We start from the raw sequence: 22,436 nt of genomic DNA on the forward strand, positions 1-22,436 counted from the left end.
CCTTGATCAGTGCCCGGTCAGGTCATAGGTTTGCCCAGCACCCCGGGGGAGGCTGGTGGTGGTCAGCAGGCAAGTCAGCAACGCGCTGGCCAGCAGCAACGCGGCCCAAGCTACTGGTCCATAGGTCAGCGCCAAGGCCGAGATCGGCGTCGCACTGGCGGAGATCGACAGTTGAAATGCCCCCAACAGTGCGGCGGTGGAGCCCAGCGCGCGTTTTCGCGAGGACATTACCAGCGACATCAGCGTGGACTCCGCGATGCCCAGGCCAAACAGGGCAACCGCCATGCCCGCCACTATACCGGGCAGGCTCAGGAGGGTAACGCTGGAAACCAGGGCGATTGCCGAGCCACCCGCCATGCACGACACGCCAATCAAGGAAAGACGGTTCAAGCCAAGGCGGCTGACCAGTTTCCCGGCGCTCATGGCCCCGATCAGGATGGCCACGCCCGTGACGCCGAACAGCATGCCAAACGCTTGCGGGCTCAGGCCATAGGTTTGCTGATACACCAGGGTTGCACCGCCGATGTAGGCAAACAGAAAGAAGAACACCGCGGCCACGGCGAGGGTCGGGCGCAGGAAGTGCGGGTCCCTGGCGATGGTCAGGTAAGTCCGGCACGCCGCGCCCAGGCGCAGCGGTTCCCGTTGGCTGGGGGCCAGGGTTTCCGGCAGCGACAGCCAACTGTTGCCGAGCACGGCCAGGCCAAACCCGGCGAGGACCAGCATCACCGCGCGCCATCCGTAATGGGTGTCGATAATCCCACCCAGTGCCGGGGCGAAGATGGGCGCAACCCCTTCGATGGTCATCAGCAACGCAAAGAGCTTGGTTGCGGCCACGCCTTCGCTGACATCCCGGACCATGCTCATGATCACCACCAGCGTCAGTGCGCTGCCAAGTCCCTGGACGAAACGCAGAGCGATCAATGTCTCAAGGGTCGGTGCCCACGCCGCGCCTAATGAGCACAGGGTAAACAACAGCAGGCCGGCCAGCAGGGGGCGGCGCCGGCCATAGGCATCGACGATGGGCCCGAAGATCAACTGGCCTGCACCCATGGCCAGGAGGAAGAACGTCAAGGTCAACTGCACGCTGGCGAAGCTGCTCTGATACTCGTGGGCAATCTGCGGGAGGCTCGACAAGTACATATCGACCGCCGACGGGCCGAGGGCGCCGATCAGTCCCAGACCAATAGCCAGCCTCAGGGGAACCCTGTGGGTGGGTTGCGAATTCATACAGCCTCCAACGTAAAAAAACTGCCTACCGGTCGGTAGGTTTTCGAATAATAACCACTGCTCCAGAAATGGTCAACGTACGGCAAACGTTCGGGGATATCAGCATCGTTACATGACACTAAATTCCACGAATGAGATGTGTTATCAATTGTATTTCTTTAACATCAAGATTGAATTAGACTCCCGCCGGCTGGGCACAAACAGCGTTCCGGGCACGAGAAAAAACAAAAAACAGGCGTAGGGGAGCAGGGCGTGAATTTAAAGAAAACGACAATGGCGGTGGGTTCGGCTATCTGCCTGTGCAACGGTGCGTGGGCCGCGGAACCGGCAAGCGCTCTGGAGATCGCGCCGATCACCGTCACCGGTGAAAAGATCAACCGCAGCTTGGAACAGACCCAGTCGAGCGTGGTGGTGGTGACCGACCAGCAACTGCGTGAAAAGCAGGACCGTGATCTGGTGGACGTATTTGCGCGTACGCCAGGTGTGTACAACCAGTCCGGCAATGAAAACTGGGGGATTCGCGGCGTGCCCGTATCCGGTTTCGATGATCAGGGCCCTGCCACGCTCAACGGTGCGGTGTCGGTCTTCGTCGATGGCGCCGTGCAACCGAATCGTGCCCTGACCCTCAGCCCGATGCCGCTGTGGGACGTCGACCAGGTCGAAGTGTTCCTCGGCCCGCAATCCACCACCCAGGGCCGCAACTCGCTGGCCGGCGCAGTGGTGATCCAGACCCGCAACCCAACGTTCGAGCCGAGTTTTTCCGCGCGCACCAACATGGGCACTTATGGCGAGCGCGGTGCAGCGGTGGCCGGTGGGGGCGCGTTGGTCGATGACAAGATCGCCGCGCGTATCGCCGTGGATTACCAGGACGGCGACGGCTACATCGACAACGTTGCCCTGCATGACGACGCCAACCCGACCCGTACCGGCAATGCCCGGGGCAAGCTACTGATCCTGCCCAACGACGATCTGGATGTGTTGCTGACCTACGCCCATGGCGAAAGCCGCAAGGGCGACAACGCTGCCATGCGCCAGAACGACAAGATCCGTTATTACAAGATCACGTCCAACACCAGGGCCTACGACAAGCTTGAGCAGGACACGCTCAGCGCCAAGGTGGACTATCGCCTGGACGACAACTGGTCGCTGACCAGCCTGACTGCCAATACTCGCTCCGATTACGACGCACGCCTGGATTTCGACCAGTCAGCCGACGCCAACGAGGTAGTGTTGCGCACCCAGGACGGCGACCTGTTCAGCCAGGAACTGCGCCTGAACTACAGTGGCGACACGCTGAAGAGTTTTGTCGGCGCCTACTACGGCCACAACACCAACAACTTCCACGACCGCCTGTTGTTCGACAACGTCCTGTTTGGTACCGCCAAGGGCGATACCACCGTTGAAAGCAAGGCCGTGTTCGGTGAAATCAACTGGACATTCGCCCCGCAGTGGACCTTGATCACCGGGCTGCGCTACGACCACGAAACCAACGACACCAACATCAAGCAGGACGATTTCTCCAGCCCTGGAAAAGTCAGCAAATCGTTTGATGCGCTCCTGCCGAAACTGGGCCTCGACTATGAGTTGGCTGCCAACCAATACCTTGGCGTGATGGTGCAGAAGGGCTATCGCGGTGGCGGCGTCAACGTCCGCGCCGGTGGCGGCCACGAGGGCTACGACCCGGAATACACCACCAATTACGAGCTGTCCTACCGTGGCTCGTTCTTCGACAAGACTCTGCGTACCCGCGCCAACCTGTACTACACCGACTGGAAAGACCAGCAGGTCAGTGTGCTGGAGCGCCACACCGATTTCGTCCAGGTGTTCAACGCCGGTAGCAGCGATATCAAGGGCTTGGAAGTGTTTGTCGAGAAAGACCTCGGCCAACAACTGACCCTGACGGCAGGCGGCTCGATCACTGCGGGCAAGTACAAGGACTTCGTGACCGGCGACGGCCGCAATATGAGCGGCGAGAGCTTCCTCAACTCGCCCAAGTACAAACTGTCCTTGGGCGGTACCTACCGCTGGAATGATCGCCTGACCCTGAACACCGACCTGGTGTATCAAAGCACCGCGCCCTCGGAATACAGGTTTGATACCGCAGGCAACGTCACGGGCGAGCGCCGGAGCGACAACTACTGGCTGATGAACTTCAACACCGAGTACAAAGTCAGCAAAAATATCGCGGTCTCCGGCTTCGTGAAAAACGCTTTTGACAAGGAATACATCACCAACAACCGCAGTGGCGATATCGTCGATGTAGGCGCACCGCGCACGGTGGGCCTGGCGTTGCGTTACGAGATGTAGGGCAATGATGCGCAAATCAACTGAGGGAGCAGGTAAGCCAGCGCTCTCAGTTGATTTGCGACGTATTCAAACCATGGAGTTTTCGTTTTCCATTTAAGACTTTTCCTAAATACGCCGGTAGGAAGCGTGACGAGAATGGCCGTACTTCCCTGTCGTCTGTGATTTGTCATGTCCTTTCTACCAATTCGTGTTCTGGTCGTCGAAGAGCACCCCTTCAAGCAGCTCGTTGCCACTCAGGTCTTCAAGGACTCGGGGTGTGAGTGGGTGATGGGCGTGGCCGACGTGGCCGCGGCCCTGGAACTGCTCGACCGCACAGGGCCGGTGGATATCGTGCTGTGCACCCTTAAGGAGGAAGGACTGCAAGGGCTGACGACCCTCGAAGCACTCAGCCGCACCCGGTGGGTCAGGTCCATGATCATTTGCAGTAGCCATGCCCAGGATCTGCATGACGCCATCGAACGGATGCTCGGCCTGCTGGGGGTGAGTTTCCTGGGGTATGTCGATGCTCCGGTGCGAGCGGTGGCGATTGCGGCGCTGTTGACCCGATACCTGGAAACCACGGTCGCTGCCAGGCACCCCGTCTCTCGGCAGGCGCGCCATACCCGCGCGAGCAAAGCACGTTTGGAGCACGCTATTGCACGGGATGAGCTCAAGGCCTTTTTCCAGCCCAAGTTCAATCTGATGACCGGTAAAAGCGACAGTCTTGAAGTGCTGGCGCGCTGGGAACACCCTCAGTTTGGCGTGTTACCCCCGGCTGATTTCCTCGCCCCGGCAGGGCGTTTCGGTTTGATGGATGAACTGTTTTTCAGCCTGCTGGAACAGGCGTTGGCGTTCCAGCAGACGGCTCAGGAACAGGGGCATGTGCTCTCTCTGGCGTTTAATCTGGAGGCCGGGCAACTGGCTTGTAAGTCCTTGCTCCCGCGTCTGTGCGCAGCGCTGGAGCGCTACGCCATCCATCCTTCGCGCCTGACCTTCGAAATCACTGAAAGCGGATTACTGCAGGTCTCGCCCGGGGTGCTGCAAACCTTGATTCGCTTGCGGATGATGGGCGCCGGCCTGTCCATTGATGATTTTGGTATCGGCTATTCGTCGTTGGAGCGCCTGTGCCAACTGCCTTTTACCGAAATCAAACTCGATGCCCGTTTCGCCCGCGACCTTGAAACCAGCAGCCGTAACCGTGCAGTGATCAGCAGCACCCTGGCATTGGCTCAAGCGCTGGATATGGCGGTGGTGGTCGAGGGCGTCGAGCACGAAAGCCAGCGCCAGGGCTTGCTCAAGCTCGGTTGCGAGCTGGGCCAGGGCTACCTCTGCGCGCGGCCCATGAGTGCCACGCGTGCGCTGGCCTGGCTGGGCATGAAGTCGGTGTCGTGCGGTACGCTTTGATTGCTCGTCACTGGGCCCGCTCACGGTAGGGCTAGACTGTAGCGGTCAATGGCCTTTTTTGGAGTATCCAGATGACCCACAAAAACACCATCTGCCTCTGGTTCGACGGCGCCGCCCTGGACGCTGCCAGGTTCTATGCCGCGACATTCCCGGACAGCAGCTTAGAGGCCGTACATACAGCCCCGGGTGACTATCCGGCGGGTAAGCAGGGCGATGTCCTGACCGTGGAATTCACCGTCATGGGGATCCCGTGCCTGGGCCTCAATGGCGGGGCGGGTATCCAGCACAACCAGGCGTTTTCATTCCAGGTCGCCACTGACGACCAAGCCGAGACGGATCGCCTGTGGCAGGCGATTGTCGGCAATGGTGGCGAGGAGGTTGCGTGCGGTTGGTGCCGGGACAAGTGGGGGCTTTCCTGGCAAATCACCCCGCGGGTGCTCACGGCGGCGATCACCGACCCCGATCCGGCCGCAGCCAAGCGTGCGTTCGAGGCGATGATGGGCATGGTGAAAATCGACATCGCGGCCATCGAGGCGGCGCTCAAGGGGTAACGAAACCCTGGTATAACCTTTGCCCTCAACACGAGCAATGGCAACGGACTGCACATGAGACTGACGACCCAGAGGCTGGTTGAGTTGGCGATGACCAACCCCATCAATGCTGAAATGACCGCGCGCCTGCCAGCCCTTGGCCTGGATCAATGCCTGCTGACGGCCGGTTGCCTGTTCCAGGCGGTGTGGAATCATCAGGCCGGTTTGAGCGCCGATTGGGGCGTGAAGGATTACGACGTGTTCTACTTCGATCCCGATCTGTCCTGGGAAGCCGAGAATGCGGTGATTGAGCGCACCGCCGAACTTTTCCGCGACCTGCATGCGAACATTGAAGTGAAGAATCAGGCGCGTGTGCACCTCTGGTACCCGCAGCGGTTCGGCATGCCTTATCCCCAGTTGCACTCGGCCATGGATGGGGTGGATCGCTATTTGGTGGCGGGCACCTGCATCGCCTTGGCCGTAGACACGGGCGAAATTTATGCGCCTTTCGGTTTGGCCGACATCGAGCAGGGAATACTTCGGCTCAACCCCATCACCCCGCAGCCGGATCTGTTTCAGCAGAAGGCCAGAAGCTATCAGGCCCGCTGGTCGTGGCTCAGGATTGAAAACCCGCAGTAGCTGTCGACGCCGGGCGACGTGGCGTTGCAGCTCACAGTCATATCGCCATTGCCAGCAAGCTGGCTCCTACAGAGGCGCGATGTCTTTAACATGGGCGTTTACGCGGTACCTACAGCGGATTTCGCTGTTCTGGATACTGGCAGGGTGCCACAATGCCATTTTGTCGCGGCACTACTGATCAGGCGAATCAAATGAATGGCCTTGGGCGTGAGCAGGACCAGGATTTTTTCATCGAAGCGCAGGTGCGGAGTGATTGCCTGCATCAGTTGTTTCGCCAATCCTTTTCTGCGGTTTTCGGCAGCTATCTGGCCGCCGGCATGTTGTGCTGGTTGTGTTGGGACCGCCTTGATCGCGACCTGATGATCGGCTGGCTGATCTTGTTGTCCGGCTCGTCGCTCCTGCGCTTTTTGATGTTTTTCCAGTATTTTCGCAGCCCCAGAAGTGAGCGCACGCCGCGCCGCTGGGAGCTCCATTATTGGCTTACGCTGGTGCTTTCTGCGGGGATCTGGGGCGCGGGTGCCCTTGCCATAATGCCCGCCGATGACCGCTTGACCCAGGCGCTGGTCATCCTCTTTACCGTGGGGATGTCCGTCAGTGCGGTGTCGTGTTACTCGGCCTACCGCTACATGACCATGGTGTCCATGGCCCTGGTGCTGTTGCCGTGCACCCTGTGGTTGCTGTTTCAACCTTCCAAGATGCAAATGGGCATGGCTATCGCAGTGCTGGTGTTCTCATCCTTTGTCGTAGGCGCCTCGCGGAAATTGTCCGAGGCCCTGCAGAAGGCCTTTCGCCTGACCCGCGAAATAGAGCGGGCCCACAGTATTTCCACGCGCGCTGCCGAGACCGACGAACTCACCGGGCTGATGAACCGCCGGGCGTTTTTCGAAAAGGCCCAGGTGCTGTATGACCAATGCAAACGCACTCGCCAGCCCCTGTGTGCGCTGATGCTGGACATGGATCACTTCAAGGCCATCAACGACACCTACGGCCACCAGACGGGTGACCGGGTGTTGCAGCAGATTGGCCAGGTGATCAGCGCCTCCTTTCGCCAGACGGATATCTATGGCCGCCTGGGGGGCGAGGAGTTTGCGGTGTTGTTGCCCGACACCACGCTTGAGGTAGCACGGGACATCGGCGAACAACTGATCCGCGCCATTGCCGATTTGACCATTGACCCGGTGCAGGTGTTGAGTGCGAGCCTGGGGGTGGCCTCGACGCTTGCCGTGGGCGACGACTTGCAGCACTTGATGAACACGGCCGACAAAGCCCTGTACCGCGCCAAGGCCTTGGGGCGCAACCAGGTGGTGGTCGCGTCCTAGGCTTCAGTCCTTGCCCATAGCCTTGGCCAGCACCCGTGAGACCTGGTCGGCGGAGTAGGGTTTGGCGAGAAACTCAAAGCCGTCATAACCGGACTTGGCCAGTTCCTCGCTGTAGCCGGAGGTGAGGATCACCGGCAGATCGGGCCGGCGCCGGCGCAACTCCCGGGCCAGCGCCACGCCACCGATGCCGGGCATCACCACGTCGGAGAACACCCCATCGAATGCCCGGGCATCCGGGCCGATCATTTCCAGGGCTTCTTCGGCATGGGTGGCCCACACTGTCTGGTAGCCCAGGTCCTGCAGAATCTGGTTGGCGAAGCGGCCCACTTCGAGGTTGTCCTCCACGATCAAGATGCGCCGTCGCCCGGCGTCCGGGGCCAGTTCAAGCGGCGTCTCGACCACGTTGTCGAGGATCGTCTCCGGCTCCACTTGCGGCAGGTACAGGGTAAACACGGTGCCCTGGCCGAGCACACTGGCGACATCGACATTGCCTCCCGACTGCTTGGCGAACCCGAATACCTGCGACAGCCCAAGCCCGGTGCCTTTGCCGACTTCCTTGGTGGTGAAGAACGGTTCGAAGATGCGTTCAAAGGTACTCGAGGCAATCCCGCTGCCGGTGTCCGCCAGGGAGATCGCGACGAAGGGTTTGCCGGAGCCGCCATGCCCGCGAATGCATGGCAACGGCTGGTCCCGGTCCAGGCGTAACACCAGCGTACCCTGGCCATTCATTGCATCCCGCGCGTTGAGGGCGATGTTGATCAGCGCGGTTTCAAACTGGCTGGAATCCGCGCAGACGTAACACGCCTGTTCCGGCAATTGGACGCGGACGTGAATCCGCGCACCGGTAAGCGTCTCCAGCATGTCGCCGATGTTTTGCACGCGCTGGCCCACATTGAACACTTGTGGGTTGAGCGGCTGGCGCCGGGCGAAGGCGAGCAATTGGCTGGTCAGCTTGCTGGCGCGTTCTACGGTATCGGTCACCGCACTCATGTATCGCTCGCGGCGCTCTTCGGGCAGGTTGGGCATGCGCAGGAAGTCCACCGACGAGCGGATGATTGTCAGCAGGTTGTTGAAGTCGTGGGCAACGCCGCCGGTCAACTGGCCAATGGCTTCGAGCTTCTGCGACTGGCGCAACGCCGCTTCAGTCTGGTTGAGCAGGGTGGTGCGCTCCATGACCCGTTGCTCCAGGGTCGCATTCAAATCGGCCAGCGCCGACAGGCCCTCACGCACAATGGCATCGGCCCGCACCCGTTCGATATGGGCCCAGGAGCGCTCCGTGACCTCACCCAGCAGCGCCAGGTCGTAGGAAGACCAGCGCCGCGGGACGCGGTCGTGAATGGCCATCAGCGCGGTCAGACGCCCGGACTTGATCAGCGGCATGCAAATCGTCGCCGTCACGCCAATGGCCTGGAAGGTCGCGGCCTCCTCGGGCGTCAGCTCCGTCAGGTTGTCATTGATGATCAACGGCTCGCCGGCCTGCAGGCGCTCGACCGCCAATTGGCCGAAGTCCGTCAGGCGATAATGCCCGACGATGCTGGGCGAGCCTTCTGCGGCCCAGTTGCCGCGGATGGTAAAACCGTCTTCGTCGGCCTCCATGTCGGCATAGGCGCAGTTGGACAGGTTCAGGTGGGTCGCCAGCACCCGCGTGGTGGCCGCCATGATCGCCGCCGGATCGGTGGCGTTGGCCACACCGAGGCTGATGGCATCCAGCACGGCCAGGCGGCGCGTCATAAACACCGTATTGGTGGTCTCGGTCACGGTGTCGAGCATCCCCACCACCTTGCCTGTGGAGTCGCGGATCGGGCTATAGCAGAACGTGAAATAAGCCTGTTCCGGCGCCGCGCCACGCTCGACGATCAGTGGGAAGTCTTCGATAAACGTTGCCTGGCCGTCGAATGCAGCATCGGCGATCGGGCGGATCTGGCTCCAGGCTTCCTGCCAGATCGTGCTGAAGGGTTGGCCCAGTGCCTCTGGTTTGTTGCCCAGCACCGGAATGAACGCGTCGTTATACAGCGTGATCAATTCGGGCCCCCACACCACCGCCTGAGGGAAACGGGAAGCAAGGCTCAGGGACACCGTGGTCTTGAGCACGTCCGGCCGTTGCTCTATTGGCCCCAGGGGCGAGTTGGCCCAGTCATGGCGGCGAACCCGTTCGGCCATCTCACCGCCGCCTTGCAGCCAGTCTGTCATCGACTCAATACCTTGTTCGTTTCGACGCTATTGCGTGCCCAACAATGCCGTCCAGTAAATCCCCGCATCGCTTTTCGGATCCAGCCCATAGGCGGCGCCCAATTCGCGAAATTGTGGGTTCATCAGGTTGGCGCAATGCCCGGGGCTGGCGAGCCAGCCGTCAACCACCTTGCGCGGCGTGTCCAGGCCGGCCGCGATGTTCTCGCCGACCTGTTGCGCCACATAACCGGCCAGTTCCGCGCGGTCGCCCGGGGTCCGACCGTCGCGGTCCAGGTGGTCGAAGAAGTTGTGGTTGGCCATATTGCGTGCATGACTGTCGGCGGCGCTCGCCAACTGGGCGTTCCAGGCCAGCGGCGTGGTGGCCGCGAAGGCTTGCTCGCCACACTGGCGCGGTTGTTTGCGGGCGGCGTTGACCATCTCCAGCAACTGCGGGCCGGCGTCCTGGGAGCTGGCCAAGCCACGGCTCAACAGTGGGCGGGCGAGGACAATGCGCCAGTCCTGGCCACTGTTGCTGACGCCAATATCGACGAATTGCGGGTCGAGCACCACCCGGCAGAAGCTCTCGCGCACCGCTTTCATCGCCGATTGCGAGTCGCGAGGCCCGGACAGGCTGATCGCCTGCACGTTGACCATCGGGTAGGCCACCTGGGCCAGGGCCTGCTGCAAATCGCCGACATTATTGACCGGCAACACCAGGCGTGGGTCGACCGCCAGCGGCGGCAACTCCTGGGAGCCCTGGTCGCCACAGCGCTGCACCTGGCTGCGGTACTGGTTGATCGAGTCGATCAATTGACTCTCTTCGCTCGCCGACGCGGTGGCGCAAAACACCAGACTGGCGGCCAGCGTGGTAACACCCATCATCAATGACAGAACGCGCATGGACGTTTCCCTTGAGCATGAAAGTGCCCATGATGCGCGATCAAGGGGCGCAGATGCACCCCTTGGGCGATATTTTGCCCTTAGTTCTTGAATGCCGAGTGCTTGCGACCCTGGTCACATAGGGCAAACACCACCACCAGCACCGACGCGATGGCCAGAATGATCACCACGCCGTCTGTCGAGTGAGTGGTCGAGGCAGCCACCATCGACAAGGCCCCCAAAGGCGCCAGGCCACCGGCGATGGCCGTGCCGATTTCACGGCCGGTACCGAAACCCGAAGAACGGGTCTGGGTCGGGAACTGACGGCTGAGGAACGAGCCCTGTGGCGCGAACATCATCGGCGCGAGGATCCCGGTGCCGATCCCGATGGCCAGGTAGATCATCAGGCTTTCGCCGGTGTTCAACAGCGCCAGGAACGGGTAGGCGAACAGCAGCGACAGCACGCCGCCCAGCACCAGCACCGACTTGCTGCTCCACTTGTCACACAGCCAACCGAAGCATGGCACGGCGACAATCGCCACCAGGCTGGCGATGGTCACCGACAGCGAAGTGACGTGCACATCAACGCCCTTGAACTGCGTCAGATAGGCCAGGGAGAAGGTCTTGAAGATGTAGCTCAGGGCGTTGTAGCCAATGGCCACGAAGAACACCACCGCCAGGCCCTTGAGGTCATTCTTGAACAGGGCCTTGAGCGGCGAGACCTTGGCCTTGGCCGGCTCCTGGCTCAGTTCTTTGAACTCGGGGGTTTCCGGGATGCTGTTACGCACCCACAGGCCCACACCCACCAGGGCGATACTGCAGATAAACGGGATGCGCCAGCCGCCGGCCAACAGGAACTCATTGCCATTGATGGTCAGCAGGTACACGGTCAGCGACGACAGCAGCAGGCCCAGGTTCAAGCCCAGCGCCGGCCAGGCCCCCTGGCTGCCGCGCTTGCCTTCTGAAGCATGCTCGTAGGAAGTGACCGCCGCGCCCGACAGCTCGGCACCGGCGCCCAGGCCCTGGATGATGCGGATAAACACCAGAATGATCGGCGCCCAGATGCCAATCGAGGCATAGCTGGGGATCAGGCCGATCAGCGTGGTGCACACGCCCATCATGCAGAAGGTCAACACCAGCACATGTTTGCGGCCGAACTTGTCGCCCAGGTAGCCGAACAGGATGCCGCCGAAGGGGCGGGCGATAAAGCCGATGGCAAAGGTGGAGAACGCCATCAGGGTCGCGGTTTTCGGGTCACTGTTATCAAAGAAGATCTTCGAAAAGACAATCGCCGCCATGGTTGCGTAGAGGTAGAAGTCATACCACTCCAGCATCGAACCGAAGATGGTGGCAGCAGCCACCTTGCGCAGGCGCTTCTTGGTTTGTGCCGGGGTTTCCACCGTGGCCGGGGTGTGGGCTTTTGCCGTCATGCTGTACTTCCTTCTCAGTCATTATATTTATTAGGGTGTTGCGAACGCGATCAAATGTGGGAGCTGTCGAGCCTTGGCGAGGCTGCGATAGCGCCGGGTCAGGCGATACATTGGTTGCCTGCGCCGCCGTCATCGCAGCCTCGCGGGGCGAGACAGCTCCTACAGGGGGTGTTTAGTTGGGGGTGAACATGCGGTCGGCGATCATTTCGCCAATCGGAATCGCCGAGGTGGCCGCCGGTGACGGCGCGTTACACACGTGCAACATGCGCGGCGTCTGGGCGAACAGGAAATCGTGCACCAGGCTGCCGTCGCGCATCACCGCCTGGGCGCGGATCCCGGCTTCGTAGGGCTGCAGGTCGTCGAGTTCCAGGGATGGGCAATACTTGCGGCATTGCTCCAGGTAGCCGGACTTGAACAACGAATTCTTCATTTCCACGCTGCCGGAGCCGAGGTTCTGCCAGATGGTTTTCCAGAAGCCGGGGAAGCGCGCGTACTCGGCCACATCCTTCCAGTTGACGGAAAACTTCTTGTAGTTCTCCCGGCCCAGGCCCAGCACCGCATTGGGGCCGACGGTGACGCTGCCATCAATCATGCGGGTCAGGTGCACCCCCAGAAACGGCAGCTCCGGATCCGGGATCGGGTAGATCAAGTGGTTGACGATGTTGTTCTTCGACGCGGGCAAGCGGAAATACTCGCCACGGAAGGGGATGATCTGGTGGTCGATATCAATCCCGGCCAGGGTCGCCAGGCGGTCCGATTGCAGGCCTGCGCACACCACCAGGTGCCGCGCTTGCCAGGCGCCGTCGTGGGTGCTGACGGTGACTTTGTCGGTGTCTTCGGCAATCGCCGTGACGGTTTTTTCCAGGCAGATCTCACCCCCGTTGCGGCGAATCACTGTAGCCATGGTTTCGCAGACCTGGCGGTAGTCGACTATCCCGGTGGCATCGAGGAACAACCCGCCCAGGCCGACAATGTTCGGCTCGCGGGCCCGCAGTTGCTCGGCGTCCAGGCGCTCGACCTTCATCCCGTTGAGCTGCGAGCGCGCATACAGCGCTTCCATGCGCTGCACTTCCAGGGCCGTGGAGGCCACCAGCAATTTGCCGCACACCTCGAACTTGATCCCGTGCTCGCTGCAGAACTGTTTGGTGGCCTCGGCGCCACGCTTGCACAACTCGGCCTTGAGGCTGCCGGGTGCGTAGTAGATGCCGGCATGGATCACGCCGCTGTTATGGCCGGTCTGGTGCTTGGCCAGCACTGGTTCCTTTTCCAGGATCACCAGGGACGCGTTGGGCTGGCGCTTGAGCAACTCCATCGCGGTGGCCAGGCCGACAATGCCGCCACCGATGATGCAAAAGTCATAAATCATGTGGGCTACCTAAATCAGTACATTTCAGTCTGCTTATCAGGTTGTCAGACTAATGTTTTTGTTAAAAAAACAGCGTGCCCGCGGGCACGCTTTATAGGTGTTCGATGGATCAATGGGTGGCCGGCAGCTCCAGTTGCAAGCGTTTGGCGGCGGCACGCAAATGCGCCTCGGCGGCGGCGGCGGCACCCTGGGGGTCGGCGTCGACGATGGCCTGGTACAGCGCCTGGTGTTCCTGGGTGGCGTCCGCCGAGCCGCTGGCAAAGCGCGACGCCGAGTTTTCCCAGGCGGTCTTGCGTGCGCTGGCCAACTGGCTGCGCAGAAAGTCGTGGAAGGCGACGAAATACTCGTTTTTGCTGGCGTCGGCGATGGCCCGGTGAAACTCCACGTCGGCCAGTGCAGCGGCCTCAAAGTCGGCGCGCTTGTCGTGCATTTCCTGCAGGGCACGTTTCATGCGTTGCAGGTCGTCGGCGTCGCGGCGTTGGGCGGCAATGGAGGCCGCCTGGGTTTCGATCCACAGGCGCACTTCGAACATTTGCGCGAGGTCAGGGCGTCGGCCATTTTTTTCCGGAAAGCGGAACACCGTACCGGCCGGGGTCTGCGAAATAAACGAGCCCAGGCCACGGCGGGCGGTCAGCACGCCATCGGCCTTGAGCTGGGCAATCGCCTCGCGCACCACCGAACGGCTGACATTCAACTGTTCCGCCAATTGCTGCTCGGTGGGCAGGCGCGACTCGGGCGCCAGTTGTCCGGAGTCAATCTCGGCCCGTATGGCGCTGACAACACGCACAACGAGGGAATCTGGACGCTGAAGCTCAAGCATGGCAAAACCTAGGTGATCAGGTTGTCAGACAATAGCTGTTACGATTTTCCCTTGTCAAGGCGCCGCTGTGGCTTGCAGCGTTTTTACCTGGCGCCCCAAGGCCAGCAGCAGCGCCAGCACAACCAGCCCTGCGGCCACCGCAAAGGTCACGCGCAAGCCTTGGCCGACTGCTGCGGGGAGGGCTGACTGGAGATCGCCAGTGCCCCAGGCAAACACCGCGCCCAGGGCCCAGGCGCCGATAATCAGGCCCAGATTGCGCGACAGGTTCAGCCAGCCCGCGATCACGCCGCGTCGGTCCGCCGACAGATTGCTCATCACCGCTGTGTTGTTGGCCGCCTGAAAGTGCGCGTAGCCCAGGGTGAGGATCACCAGCGCGCCGATATAACCTGCAGCGCCCAAGGGCAGCAACACCAACATCAAGCAGCCGGCGAGCATGCACAACAGGCCGCCAAGCGTCGTGGCATAGCTGCCCCAGCGGTCGGTCAGGCGCCCGGCCGGTATGCCCGCGAGCGCCGCGACGCAAGGGCCGACAGCCATGGCCAGGCCCATTGGCGTGGGATCCAGCCCTAGGCCATGGCTCAGGTAAAACGGCCCGGCGACCAGGGTGGTCATCATCACGGCCGCCACCAGCGTACTCATGCCAAGCCCGGCGCCCAGGGCTCGGTCATGGAGTGCCGAGAAGACACTGACGCGGCCGCCAGCGGGTGGTGGCGGATCTCTGTCGGCCTGTGTGCGCTGCACCAGCACGAACGCCAGGGCGGCCAACGGCAGCATCACCAGGAACAGCGCGCGCCAGCCCGACGCCGCAATCAGTGCGCCACCGATGGCCGGCCCCAAGCCGGTACCCACCGCCGACATCGTTCCCAGCAAACCCATGACGCGCCCGGTCTGCTCCTTGGGCACGGTGGCGGTGACCAGCGCCATGGTCATTGCCATCATGGTCGCTGCGCCGAGCCCTTGCAGCGCCCGCGCCGCGACCAAGGCACCGAGGGAGGGCGCGGCGCTGCACAGGGCGCATGCCACGGCGAAGACCGCCACACCCGCCAGCAGCAGGCGTCGATGGCCGAACCGATCCCCCAGGCGGCCCACACCCACCAGCACGGCCGTGATCGCCAGCAGATAACTCAGCACCACCCATTGCACCGCTGCAAAGGCTGCTGTAAAGCCCTCGGCCATCTGCGGCAGGCCGACATTGGCAATGCTGGTGCCCAGTGTAGCCAGGAGCATGCACAACGATAAACCGGCGAGCGCGCCGCGTGGGGTAGGGGACGTCATGGGATTTTCCTTGTGCTGCACCTAGTCGTTGCCCGCACTCTATGGTCTCGCCTAGCATGGCGGAAGACGCAGCAGTTGCACTCTATACCTGCGTCAAACGCCTGATGAGGATTGCCGCCGTGTCGCTTCCCGATTTCAATCTGCTGGTCACCCTGGACGTGCTGCTCGCCGAAGGCAGCGTCGCCCGTGCCGCCCAGCGCCTGGGCCTGAGCCCCTCGGCCATGAGCCGGGCGTTGGCGCGGCTGCGTGAAACCACCGGTGACCCGTTGCTGGTGCGCGCCGGCCGAGGCCTGGTGCCGACGCCACGCGCCCTGGAACTGCGCGAACGGGTCAGCCAACTGGTACAGGATGCAGAAGCGCTGCTGCGTCCGCTGCAGGTCCTGGATCTCAAGAGCCTGCAGCGAACCTTTGTGCTGCGCACCAGCGAAGGGTTTGTCGAGAGCTTTGGCCCGGCGCTGCTGGCCCATATCGCCGCGCAGGCGCCCGGCGTACGCCTGCACTTTGTGCATAAGCCCGGCACACCGCTGCGCGACAGCGGCGTGGACCTGGAAACCGGCGTGGTCGATAGCACGGCCAACCCCGAAGTGCTGACCCAGTTACTGTTTCGCGACCGCTTTATCGGCGTGGTCCGCGCCGGCCATCCACTGAGCCAGGGGCCCATCACCCCTGCACGCTACGCCGCCGGCCGGCATATCTACGTGTCCCGGCGCGGGCGCGAGCGCGGGCAGATCGACGATGCCCTTGAGGCCTTGCACCTCACGCGTGACGTGGCGACCATCGTCACCGGGTTCTCCACCGCCGTGGCATTGGCGCAAAGGACCGACCTGATCGCCAGCGTCCCAGAGCGTTATACCCATGGCCTGCGCGATGGCCTGTTCAGCTTTGCCCTGCCGGTCGACGTCCCGGAGTTCAGCGTGGCGATGCTCTGGCATCCACGCCTGGATGCCGACCTCGCGCATCGTTGGCTGCGTGGCTGTTTGCGCGAGGTGTGTGGCGCAGAACGGGTACAATCCCGCCAGCCTTGATGCGAAATACCAGGAAACAGGAATTCGATGTTCACCCTTACCCACTACGCAAGCCCATGCCCCGAGCCGGTCAACAGCCAGATTCTGCAGATGGTGGTCGACTACCTGACCGATATCAGCATGGTCGCCATCCCGCCGAGCAACCTGCTGTACAACATCTACCAATATGCAATCGGTTACGAAGTGCACCTGTACCTGGAAGCGCTGGGCGGGGGCAAGGGCATTGCGGTTGAGCTGATTGTCGCGATGGATGAGCAGGATCCGGTCAAGGTCATTGGCTTCCTGCTGTACCTGCCGGTCAAGGACGATCCTGAGGCTTGCGGCGTGACCTATATGGCCGTGCATGCCAGCCACCGCCGCCAGGGCGTGGCGCGGGCGATGATGGACGACATGCTCGGCCGTTACCCCCATGGCGAACTGACCTGCGCGGTGGAAAAAGTCCCGGCGTTCGAAGCCATGGGCTTTCAGGTGCGCGGCGTGCGTGGCACTCAGGTATTGATGAATACCCGTGACTACAGCACCGATGGCCTGATGGGCGTGTTGGATGTGGCGTCGATCTACAGCTCCCTGGAAGTGCGGCAGATTCACACCTATTTGCTAAACAAACACGGCAAGCGCGCGATGATCGACGCCGAGAAACAGCGGGACCGGCATTTCGATCAGATGGCGCGCAAGGCCCAGGTGTTTGTGCAAAACCGCTTGGCCTGACCGGCGGCTGTTGTGGCAACGGGTCTGATCAAGCCCGTTGCTCACAACAACGGCGGGCTGTCGCGAAACAGGTCATGGGCATCCAGCAACCGATAAGCAATCTCCGGCCGTTTCTCCATCCCTTTGCGAATGGCTGCCGGAATCGACTGCCGCGTCTTGCGACACAGCCCCGGCAGGTCGTCGATGACGATCTGGATCCCGCGCATGCTTTTGACTTCGGTATGCCCCGGGGCGATATGCACGCGGATGCCCAGTTGCTGGTGCATCAGGTGTTGCATGCGTTCCAGGTCGGCCAGGCTTTGCAGGTTTTCCAGGCGTTCGAGCAGCTTTTTTTCTTCCTGGCGGGTCAGTTGCAGGATGCGCTGGTCGGCACCGGGGGCCTCGAGCAGTTGCTCGCGCTCGCAGTCACACACAGCCGGTGGGCAGGGTTGGCGAATTGTCATGATCACTCCCTCCCCACGCTGGTGCTGACGGCTTAGTAGGTCAGTTGCACGCCCAGGCTGCCCAGGGCGTTCCAGTACTCAGGATAGGTCTTGCCCACGCAGTCCGGGTCCTGAATCTTGATGCCCGAGACTTTCAGGCCCGCCAGCGCAAAGCACATGGCGATGCGGTGGTCGGCGTGGGTGTCGATCAGTGCGGTGCACGCAGTGCCCGCCAACGCCGGATCGCTGGCCACCAGCAAGTCGTCACCGATGATGGTCGCCAGCCCCGGGCGGATCTCGTTGAGGCCGTCATGCAGGGCCTGGACGCGGTCGCATTCCTTGACCCGCAGGTTGGCCAGTTCGGTGAAACGCACCGGGGTGTTGTTGAACGCCGCCAGCACTGCGAGGGTCGGGATGGCGTCCTGCATCTGCGAGCCGACCACTGTGGCCGGCATCTGCGGGAATTGCGCGATCACGGCCTGGGCCTTGGCGTCGGGCTGGGTGAAGTCCTGGGCCGCGACGCCCAGGTCGATGCTGCCGCCCGTGAGTACTTCAGCCGCCCACAGGTAGGTGGCCGCCGAAGCGTCGGGTTCGATCAGATAATCGTTGGCGGTGTAGCCGGTGGGGGCCACGCGCCAGGTGCTGTCGTCGACCACGTCCACCTGGGCGCCGAACGCGCGCATGCAATCCAGGGTCAGGTCGACATAGCCACGGGCGCCGATGTCCTTGCCGGTCAGGGCCACCTCGATAGGGGCCTCGCCGCACGCCGCGAGCATCAACAGCGCCGACACGTACTGGCTGGACAGGCCGCCGTCGATCTCGAAGCGCTTGGCCTGCACCTTGCTGCGCCCATGCACGGTCACGGGCGGGCAGCCGGTGGGGCTTTCAACCTGGATGCCGTTCTGGTTCAGGGTCGCCAGCAGCGGGCCGATCGGGCGCTTTTGCATGTACGCGTCGCCATCCAGTACCACGCTGCCTTCCACGGTCGCCACGGCGGCCGTAAGAAAGCGCATTGCGGTGCCGGCGTTGCCCAGGAACAGGGGTTGCGCCGGCAGTTGCAGCTTGCCGTGGCCGGTGACGACAAAGGTCACGTCATCCGGCTCGTCAATGGTCACGCCCATCTGGCGCAAGGCCACGGACATATGCCGGGTGTCGTCGCTTTTCAGCGCGCCGCTCAGGCGGCTGGTGCCCTTGGCCAGGGCCGCCAGCAACAGAGCGCGGTTGGTAATGGATTTGGAGCCGGGAGGCGCTACCTTGCCGTGCAATGGAAAGTTGGGCGGTGTCACGGTCACGGTTTTCTGCGAACTCAAGGTACAAGGCTCCTGATTCAAGGCGCGGTGGCTGGGAGTGGCCGGCTGGCGGAGACGAATAATCGACCATCCGGCACGGCAGGGTCAAATCGTGGCGCAGGTTTAACCGCGCTGGCTCAGCCAATAGGCATGCAAGGCCCTGGCGGCTGGTTCGATGCGCGCCACCTGCTGCTGATGGGCGGCGACATCCAGGTCGGCCGGCAATTCGAAGTTGTCCTGCTCGGCGCACCAGGAGATGGCTTCCAACTGTGCCGCCTGTTCGCTCGGCAGGGGCGGCCATTCGCTGATCGCGGCGCCACGGATATAGCCAAAGCACCATTCCTCGGCGAGGGTCAGCGGCTGGTCCTGGTGTTCGGTTTGTTCAAAGCGTGCCTCAAAACCCTGGGCATCGCTGGCCAACTGCAGGGCAAGGCTGTTGAGATGGCGCGTGCACAGGTCGATAAACTGCCCGAGTTCTTCCTTGCTTTCCCAGGCCGGGACCTGCCCACCCCAGATGGCCGGGAACCAGATGGCAACGTCCACCGGCGCCGGGCCGGACACCAGGGCCGTGAAGTAGCCGTCGAGCTCGGCCAGGTTCAACACCGAGTTGTCGTCGCCGTATTTGAGCAGAATGTCTTCGATGAACTCGAAATCGGCAGGGGCGAGGGCGTGGTCGTGCATGAACATATCCTTTGAGCGTCAAGCGCCGCAGATAAGGCGGCGTAAAACGCGGAGGATGGCGCGAGTCAGCGTTTTAATCCAGTGCTAGATCACCTTTACCGCACGGCCAATCGCCTGGATCGGCCCGGTCGGCTTGCCGGTCGGCGAGCCATTGGGGCCTTCCAGGGTCAGCTCGAACAGTTGGTTGGGCGCCAGCGGCGGCAGTTTATCCAGGGGGATCGACAGGCTTTGCCCCGGCTTGACCAACCCAAGCGAAACCGGGCCTTGCCAGTCATCACCCTTGGTCCAGAACTCCAGCGCCTTGTCTGCCGGTATCTGCACCACGCCCAGGGGGATCAGCTGGATTTGCTGATCGTTGCTGGCCTGGATCACCCAGCCCGGCGCCTGGCTCTGTGGCGCCATCAGCACCACCACGTAGGCGGTCGGGTTGACGGCGGCGGGGCGGGTCAGCAGCAGTGTGGCCAGCACCAGACTGGCCAACAAGCCTGCACCGGCCAGGCCACGCCACAGGGCGAGCAGGTTCCACCACGGCACTGACCGCGCATCGCCCAGGGTGTGATGGCCCAGGCTGCGTTCAATGCGTCGCCACAGGTAGGGCGACGGCGCCAGCGGCTCGGCCAGTTCGGTCAGGGGCAGCAGGCGCTGTTCCCAGGCATCCACCGCCGCGCGCAAGGGCGCGTCGTGTTCCAGGCGTTGCTGCACCTGCAAACGTTGATCTGCTGCCAAGGTCCCCAGCACGTATTCGCTGGCCAGTTCGTCCAATTCGTCGGGTGTCATGCCATGCACTCACGCAAGGCCGCGAGGCTGCGTTTGATCCAGGCTTTGACAGTCCCCAGCGGGGTGTCCAGTTTCTGTGCGATTTCACTGTGGGACAGGCCATCGACATACGCATGCAACAGGCAACTGCGGCGCGACGGTTCCAGATGCTCCAGGCACTGATAAACCTTGCCGCTGCGGGCGCGGTACTCGAAGTGCTCGGCCGTGGGCTCAGCCACCAGTGTGCGTTCGTGCTCATCACTGAGCGCGACCTCACGCTGACTTTTACGCATAACGTTGAGCGCCATATGCCGGGTCACGCTGTACACCCAGCCACGGGCCGAACCCCGGCGCGGGTCGAACCCGCTGGCGCCGTTCCAGATGTTGATAAATGCCTCATGCACGATGTCCTCTGCCAGGGCCGTGTTCCGTGCGATGCGCTTGGCCACGCCGAGCAGACGGGCGCAATCGTGTTCATACAACTGACGCAAGGCTTGCTGTTCGCCACGGGCGCAGGCCAACAGGCAGGCTTCATAGTCAAAGAGAAGTTCGGGCAAGGACTGGGGCCGCCATTTCAGGGTCAACCCCCGGCCCAGAGTGGCCGGGGTGCTATCGCAGCAGCTTAGACGAGTTTTCTGGCCGGGCGGATCATTTGGCCGCCCAGAAGAGGTAGTCCGCCTGGTACTTCACCACTTGCTGCTGGCCCTTGGTGGCGGTGCTGCATTCGGCACTCGGCGCCACGCCACCCTTGAGCGCCACGCGCTGGATATAGCTGACGCCGGTCATGGCACCCTGGCCTTCAGCCGGATTGGCCTTGACCAACTGATAGGGCAGGTTGCCGGCGCTGGACGGCGCCACGGCCAGTTGGGTGCCGGTGACTTTCGAACCGTCCTTGGCCTGCCAGGTGGCAGGCGGGCCGAAGTAGGTACCCACTTGCTTACCGCTACGATCGTTGAGCACCGCCTTGGGGCCGACAAAGACCCACTCGGTCTGGCCGGCAGCGTTGGCCTTGTCGCGGCATTCGTAGGTGATTTCGCCGACACCGGTGGTTTCCAGGATCAGCTTGTGCCCGTCCGGCACCTTGATGCTGTCGGGCAGGCTGGTCTGGGCAAAGGCCGCCGGTGCGGCAATCAGCAGGCAGGTCAGGCAGAGCAGGGGTTTAGCGTTCATCGGTGTCTCTCCGTAAGGGTGAACAGCTGAGCAGCGCTGCGGCTGCTTCCTGTACTACTCACGGCGTGGCCGATTGGATGCACGGTGCGGCAAATAAATCTGCAAAACACAAAAGGAATAAAGTCAGATCGTATTGATATAAGTAGTTATAAGAAAAATCGCTATGCTGCCGCCAGAATTTTATAAGGCCGCAGGTAGCTGTAATGGATGTGGGTAATTTTGGTTTTGTGGTGGCGGGCCTGATTGTTGGTTTTATCGTCGGCATGACCGGCGTCGGTGGAGGGTCGTTGATGACCCCGATCCTGCTGTGGTTCGGCATCAACCCGGCGACCGCCGTGGGTACCGACCTGCTGTATGCCGCCATCACCAAATCCGGTGGGGTGCTGGTGCATGGCAAGAACAAGAACATCGACTGGACCATCACCGGCTGGCTGACCCTGGGCAGTGTGCCGGCGGTGTTGCTGACGCTGTGGTTCCTCAAGAGCCTGCATACCGATCCCAGCGCGATGAACGAAGTGATCAAGCAAGCCCTGGGTGTGGTGCTGTTGCTCACGGCCCTGGCGATTCTGTTCAAGAAGCGATTGTTGGCTTTTGCCCAGCGCCATGCGGGCGACAACTACCATATGAGCCCGCGCAACCTGAATGGGTTGACGGTATTCACTGGGGCGATCCTCGGCACCATGGTTGCCCTGACCTCCATCGGTGCCGGCGCCCTGGGCACCGTGGCGCTGTTTATCCTGTACCCGTTTTTGGCCACCAAGCGCCTGGTGGGCACCGAAATCGCCCACGCAGTCCCCCTGACCCTGGTCGCGGGCCTTGGGCATGCGAGCATGGGTAATATGGACTGGCATTTGCTGGGGTTCTTGCTGATGGGCTCGCTGCCGGGTATCTACTTCGGCAGCCATATGTCCGGCCGGGTGCCGGATGAGCTGCTGCGTCCGTGCCTGGCGGTGATGCTGGGGTTGATTGGTTTCAAGCTGGCGTTCTGACTGCCGGTCTTGCGCTGGGTTGCTGTGGCGAGGGCGGCTCGCCACAACACTT

The 22,436-nt window shown here is 62.2% G+C and carries 21 protein-coding genes; 8 read left to right on the forward strand and 13 right to left on the reverse strand.

Annotated features, from left to right (window positions below; translation table 11 throughout):
- Positions 1-6: 6 nt before the first annotated feature.
- Positions 7-1,227: a multidrug effflux MFS transporter gene (locus K1X80_RS12760; protein ID WP_186626182.1), complete on the reverse strand. Its 1,221-nt coding sequence runs from the start codon at positions 1,225-1,227 to the stop codon at positions 7-9.
- A gap of 252 nt (positions 1,228-1,479) precedes the next feature.
- Between K1X80_RS12760 and K1X80_RS12765 the strand changes: the two genes are divergently transcribed.
- The 5 genes from K1X80_RS12765 (at position 1,480) to K1X80_RS12785 (ending at position 7,405) form a co-directional block, all read left to right on the forward strand.
- Positions 1,480-3,534: a TonB-dependent receptor gene (locus tag K1X80_RS12765; RefSeq protein WP_057959522.1), complete on the forward strand. Its 2,055-nt coding sequence runs from the start codon at positions 1,480-1,482 to the stop codon at positions 3,532-3,534.
- 168 nt (positions 3,535-3,702) lie between these two features.
- Positions 3,703-4,917, forward strand: a complete 1,215-nt coding sequence (locus K1X80_RS12770) for an EAL domain-containing protein (RefSeq protein ID WP_220172932.1) — start codon at positions 3,703-3,705, stop codon at positions 4,915-4,917.
- 71 nt (positions 4,918-4,988) lie between these two features.
- Positions 4,989-5,468, forward strand: a complete 480-nt coding sequence (locus tag K1X80_RS12775; protein ID WP_169990558.1) for a VOC family protein — start codon at positions 4,989-4,991, stop codon at positions 5,466-5,468.
- A gap of 54 nt (positions 5,469-5,522) precedes the next feature.
- Entirely contained in the window at positions 5,523-6,086 is a 564-nt protein-coding gene (locus K1X80_RS12780) for a nucleotidyltransferase family protein (protein WP_186626181.1), read from the forward strand.
- A gap of 191 nt (positions 6,087-6,277) precedes the next feature.
- Positions 6,278-7,405: a GGDEF domain-containing protein gene (locus tag K1X80_RS12785; protein WP_186626180.1), complete on the forward strand. Its 1,128-nt coding sequence runs from the start codon at positions 6,278-6,280 to the stop codon at positions 7,403-7,405.
- Between the two features lie 3 nt (positions 7,406-7,408).
- Here the strand turns inward: K1X80_RS12785 and K1X80_RS12790 are convergent, their stop codons facing one another.
- The 6 genes from K1X80_RS12790 to K1X80_RS12815 form a co-directional block, all read right to left on the reverse strand.
- Positions 7,409-9,595 (reverse strand): response regulator, encoded by a 2,187-nt coding sequence (locus K1X80_RS12790; protein ID WP_220172933.1) that lies wholly within the window; start codon positions 9,593-9,595, stop codon positions 7,409-7,411.
- 27 nt (positions 9,596-9,622) lie between these two features.
- A complete protein-coding gene (locus tag K1X80_RS12795; protein WP_186626179.1) occupies positions 9,623-10,474 on the reverse strand; it encodes a CAP domain-containing protein in 852 nt (283 codons plus the stop codon).
- Between the two features lie 80 nt (positions 10,475-10,554).
- Positions 10,555-11,883 carry an MFS transporter gene (locus K1X80_RS12800; RefSeq protein ID WP_057959526.1) on the reverse strand — a complete coding sequence of 443 codons (1,329 nt, stop codon included), beginning with the start codon at positions 11,881-11,883 and terminating at the stop codon, positions 10,555-10,557.
- A gap of 172 nt (positions 11,884-12,055) precedes the next feature.
- Entirely contained in the window at positions 12,056-13,249 is a 1,194-nt protein-coding gene (lhgO, locus tag K1X80_RS12805; RefSeq protein WP_057959527.1) for an L-2-hydroxyglutarate oxidase, read from the reverse strand.
- Positions 13,250-13,358: 109 nt separating this feature from the next.
- Positions 13,359-14,069 (reverse strand): FadR/GntR family transcriptional regulator, encoded by a 711-nt coding sequence (locus K1X80_RS12810; RefSeq protein ID WP_057959528.1) that lies wholly within the window; start codon positions 14,067-14,069, stop codon positions 13,359-13,361.
- Between the two features lie 54 nt (positions 14,070-14,123).
- Positions 14,124-15,344 (reverse strand): MFS transporter, encoded by a 1,221-nt coding sequence (locus tag K1X80_RS12815; protein ID WP_186626178.1) that lies wholly within the window; start codon positions 15,342-15,344, stop codon positions 14,124-14,126.
- A 119-nt stretch (positions 15,345-15,463) separates the two neighbouring features.
- Between K1X80_RS12815 and K1X80_RS12820 the strand changes: the two genes are divergently transcribed.
- Both K1X80_RS12820 and K1X80_RS12825 read left to right on the forward strand, forming a co-directional pair.
- Positions 15,464-16,369 (forward strand): LysR family transcriptional regulator, encoded by a 906-nt coding sequence (locus tag K1X80_RS12820; RefSeq protein ID WP_057441905.1) that lies wholly within the window; start codon positions 15,464-15,466, stop codon positions 16,367-16,369.
- 27 nt (positions 16,370-16,396) lie between these two features.
- Positions 16,397-17,077, forward strand: coding sequence for a GNAT family N-acetyltransferase (locus tag K1X80_RS12825; protein WP_057959530.1), 681 nt, complete (start codon positions 16,397-16,399; stop codon positions 17,075-17,077).
- Between the two features lie 41 nt (positions 17,078-17,118).
- Here K1X80_RS12825 and K1X80_RS12830 read toward each other — a convergent pair whose 3' ends face one another.
- From K1X80_RS12830 to K1X80_RS12855, 6 genes are all read right to left on the reverse strand, one after another.
- Entirely contained in the window at positions 17,119-17,520 is a 402-nt protein-coding gene (locus K1X80_RS12830; protein WP_057959531.1) for a hypothetical protein, read from the reverse strand.
- Between the two features lie 32 nt (positions 17,521-17,552).
- Positions 17,553-18,809, reverse strand: a complete 1,257-nt coding sequence (gene aroA / locus K1X80_RS12835) for a 3-phosphoshikimate 1-carboxyvinyltransferase (RefSeq protein ID WP_169990554.1) — start codon at positions 18,807-18,809, stop codon at positions 17,553-17,555.
- 102 nt (positions 18,810-18,911) lie between these two features.
- On the reverse strand, positions 18,912-19,469 hold the full coding sequence (locus K1X80_RS12840; protein WP_057441885.1) for a UPF0149 family protein: 558 nt from the start codon (positions 19,467-19,469) through the stop codon (positions 18,912-18,914).
- 84 nt (positions 19,470-19,553) lie between these two features.
- Positions 19,554-20,246: an anti-sigma factor domain-containing protein gene (locus K1X80_RS12845; RefSeq protein ID WP_057959534.1), complete on the reverse strand. Its 693-nt coding sequence runs from the start codon at positions 20,244-20,246 to the stop codon at positions 19,554-19,556.
- Positions 20,243-20,782 (reverse strand): sigma-70 family RNA polymerase sigma factor, encoded by a 540-nt coding sequence (locus tag K1X80_RS12850; protein ID WP_057959535.1) that lies wholly within the window; start codon positions 20,780-20,782, stop codon positions 20,243-20,245. Before K1X80_RS12850 ends, K1X80_RS12845 begins: the two co-directional genes overlap by 4 nt.
- Positions 20,783-20,873: 91 nt before the next feature.
- A complete protein-coding gene (locus K1X80_RS12855) occupies positions 20,874-21,395 on the reverse strand; it encodes a DUF3455 domain-containing protein (RefSeq protein ID WP_057959536.1) in 522 nt (173 codons plus the stop codon).
- 203 nt (positions 21,396-21,598) lie between these two features.
- On the opposite strand from K1X80_RS12855, the gene K1X80_RS12860 reads away from it, so the two are divergent.
- On the forward strand, positions 21,599-22,384 hold the full coding sequence (locus K1X80_RS12860; RefSeq protein WP_057441891.1) for a sulfite exporter TauE/SafE family protein: 786 nt from the start codon (positions 21,599-21,601) through the stop codon (positions 22,382-22,384).
- Positions 22,385-22,436: the final 52 nt, after the last annotated feature.

This window comes from Pseudomonas sp. So3.2b (genome assembly GCF_019464415.1).
GTDB classification, from domain to species: Bacteria; Pseudomonadota; Gammaproteobacteria; order Pseudomonadales; family Pseudomonadaceae; genus Aquipseudomonas; species Aquipseudomonas shahriarae.

What these genes read in the sequence shown, in the direction of transcription:
- K1X80_RS12790 (WP_220172933.1), bottom strand. Translation starts at nt 9,595, where the DNA reads ATGACAGACTGGCTGCAAGGCGGCGGTGAGATGGCCGAACGGGTTCGC.
- K1X80_RS12825 (WP_057959530.1), top strand. Translation starts at nt 16,397, where the DNA reads ATGTTCACCCTTACCCACTACGCAAGCCCATGCCCCGAGCCGGTCAAC.
- K1X80_RS12785 (WP_186626180.1), top strand. Translation starts at nt 6,278, where the DNA reads ATGAATGGCCTTGGGCGTGAGCAGGACCAGGATTTTTTCATCGAAGCG.
- K1X80_RS12810 (WP_057959528.1), bottom strand. Translation starts at nt 14,069, where the DNA reads ATGCTTGAGCTTCAGCGTCCAGATTCCCTCGTTGTGCGTGTTGTCAGC.
- K1X80_RS12855 (WP_057959536.1), bottom strand. Translation starts at nt 21,395, where the DNA reads ATGAACGCTAAACCCCTGCTCTGCCTGACCTGCCTGCTGATTGCCGCA.
- K1X80_RS12760 (WP_186626182.1), bottom strand. Translation starts at nt 1,227, where the DNA reads ATGAATTCGCAACCCACCCACAGGGTTCCCCTGAGGCTGGCTATTGGT.
- K1X80_RS12795 (WP_186626179.1), bottom strand. Translation starts at nt 10,474, where the DNA reads ATGCGCGTTCTGTCATTGATGATGGGTGTTACCACGCTGGCCGCCAGT.
- lhgO (WP_057959527.1), bottom strand. Translation starts at nt 13,249, where the DNA reads ATGATTTATGACTTTTGCATCATCGGTGGCGGCATTGTCGGCCTGGCC.
- K1X80_RS12860 (WP_057441891.1), top strand. Translation starts at nt 21,599, where the DNA reads ATGGATGTGGGTAATTTTGGTTTTGTGGTGGCGGGCCTGATTGTTGGT.
- K1X80_RS12770 (WP_220172932.1), top strand. Translation starts at nt 3,703, where the DNA reads ATGTCCTTTCTACCAATTCGTGTTCTGGTCGTCGAAGAGCACCCCTTC.
- K1X80_RS12780 (WP_186626181.1), top strand. Translation starts at nt 5,523, where the DNA reads ATGAGACTGACGACCCAGAGGCTGGTTGAGTTGGCGATGACCAACCCC.
- K1X80_RS12845 (WP_057959534.1), bottom strand. Translation starts at nt 20,246, where the DNA reads ATGACACCCGACGAATTGGACGAACTGGCCAGCGAATACGTGCTGGGG.
- K1X80_RS12800 (WP_057959526.1), bottom strand. Translation starts at nt 11,883, where the DNA reads ATGACGGCAAAAGCCCACACCCCGGCCACGGTGGAAACCCCGGCACAA.
- K1X80_RS12840 (WP_057441885.1), bottom strand. Translation starts at nt 19,469, where the DNA reads ATGCACGACCACGCCCTCGCCCCTGCCGATTTCGAGTTCATCGAAGAC.
- K1X80_RS12815 (WP_186626178.1), bottom strand. Translation starts at nt 15,344, where the DNA reads ATGACGTCCCCTACCCCACGCGGCGCGCTCGCCGGTTTATCGTTGTGC.
- K1X80_RS12830 (WP_057959531.1), bottom strand. Translation starts at nt 17,520, where the DNA reads ATGACAATTCGCCAACCCTGCCCACCGGCTGTGTGTGACTGCGAGCGC.
- K1X80_RS12775 (WP_169990558.1), top strand. Translation starts at nt 4,989, where the DNA reads ATGACCCACAAAAACACCATCTGCCTCTGGTTCGACGGCGCCGCCCTG.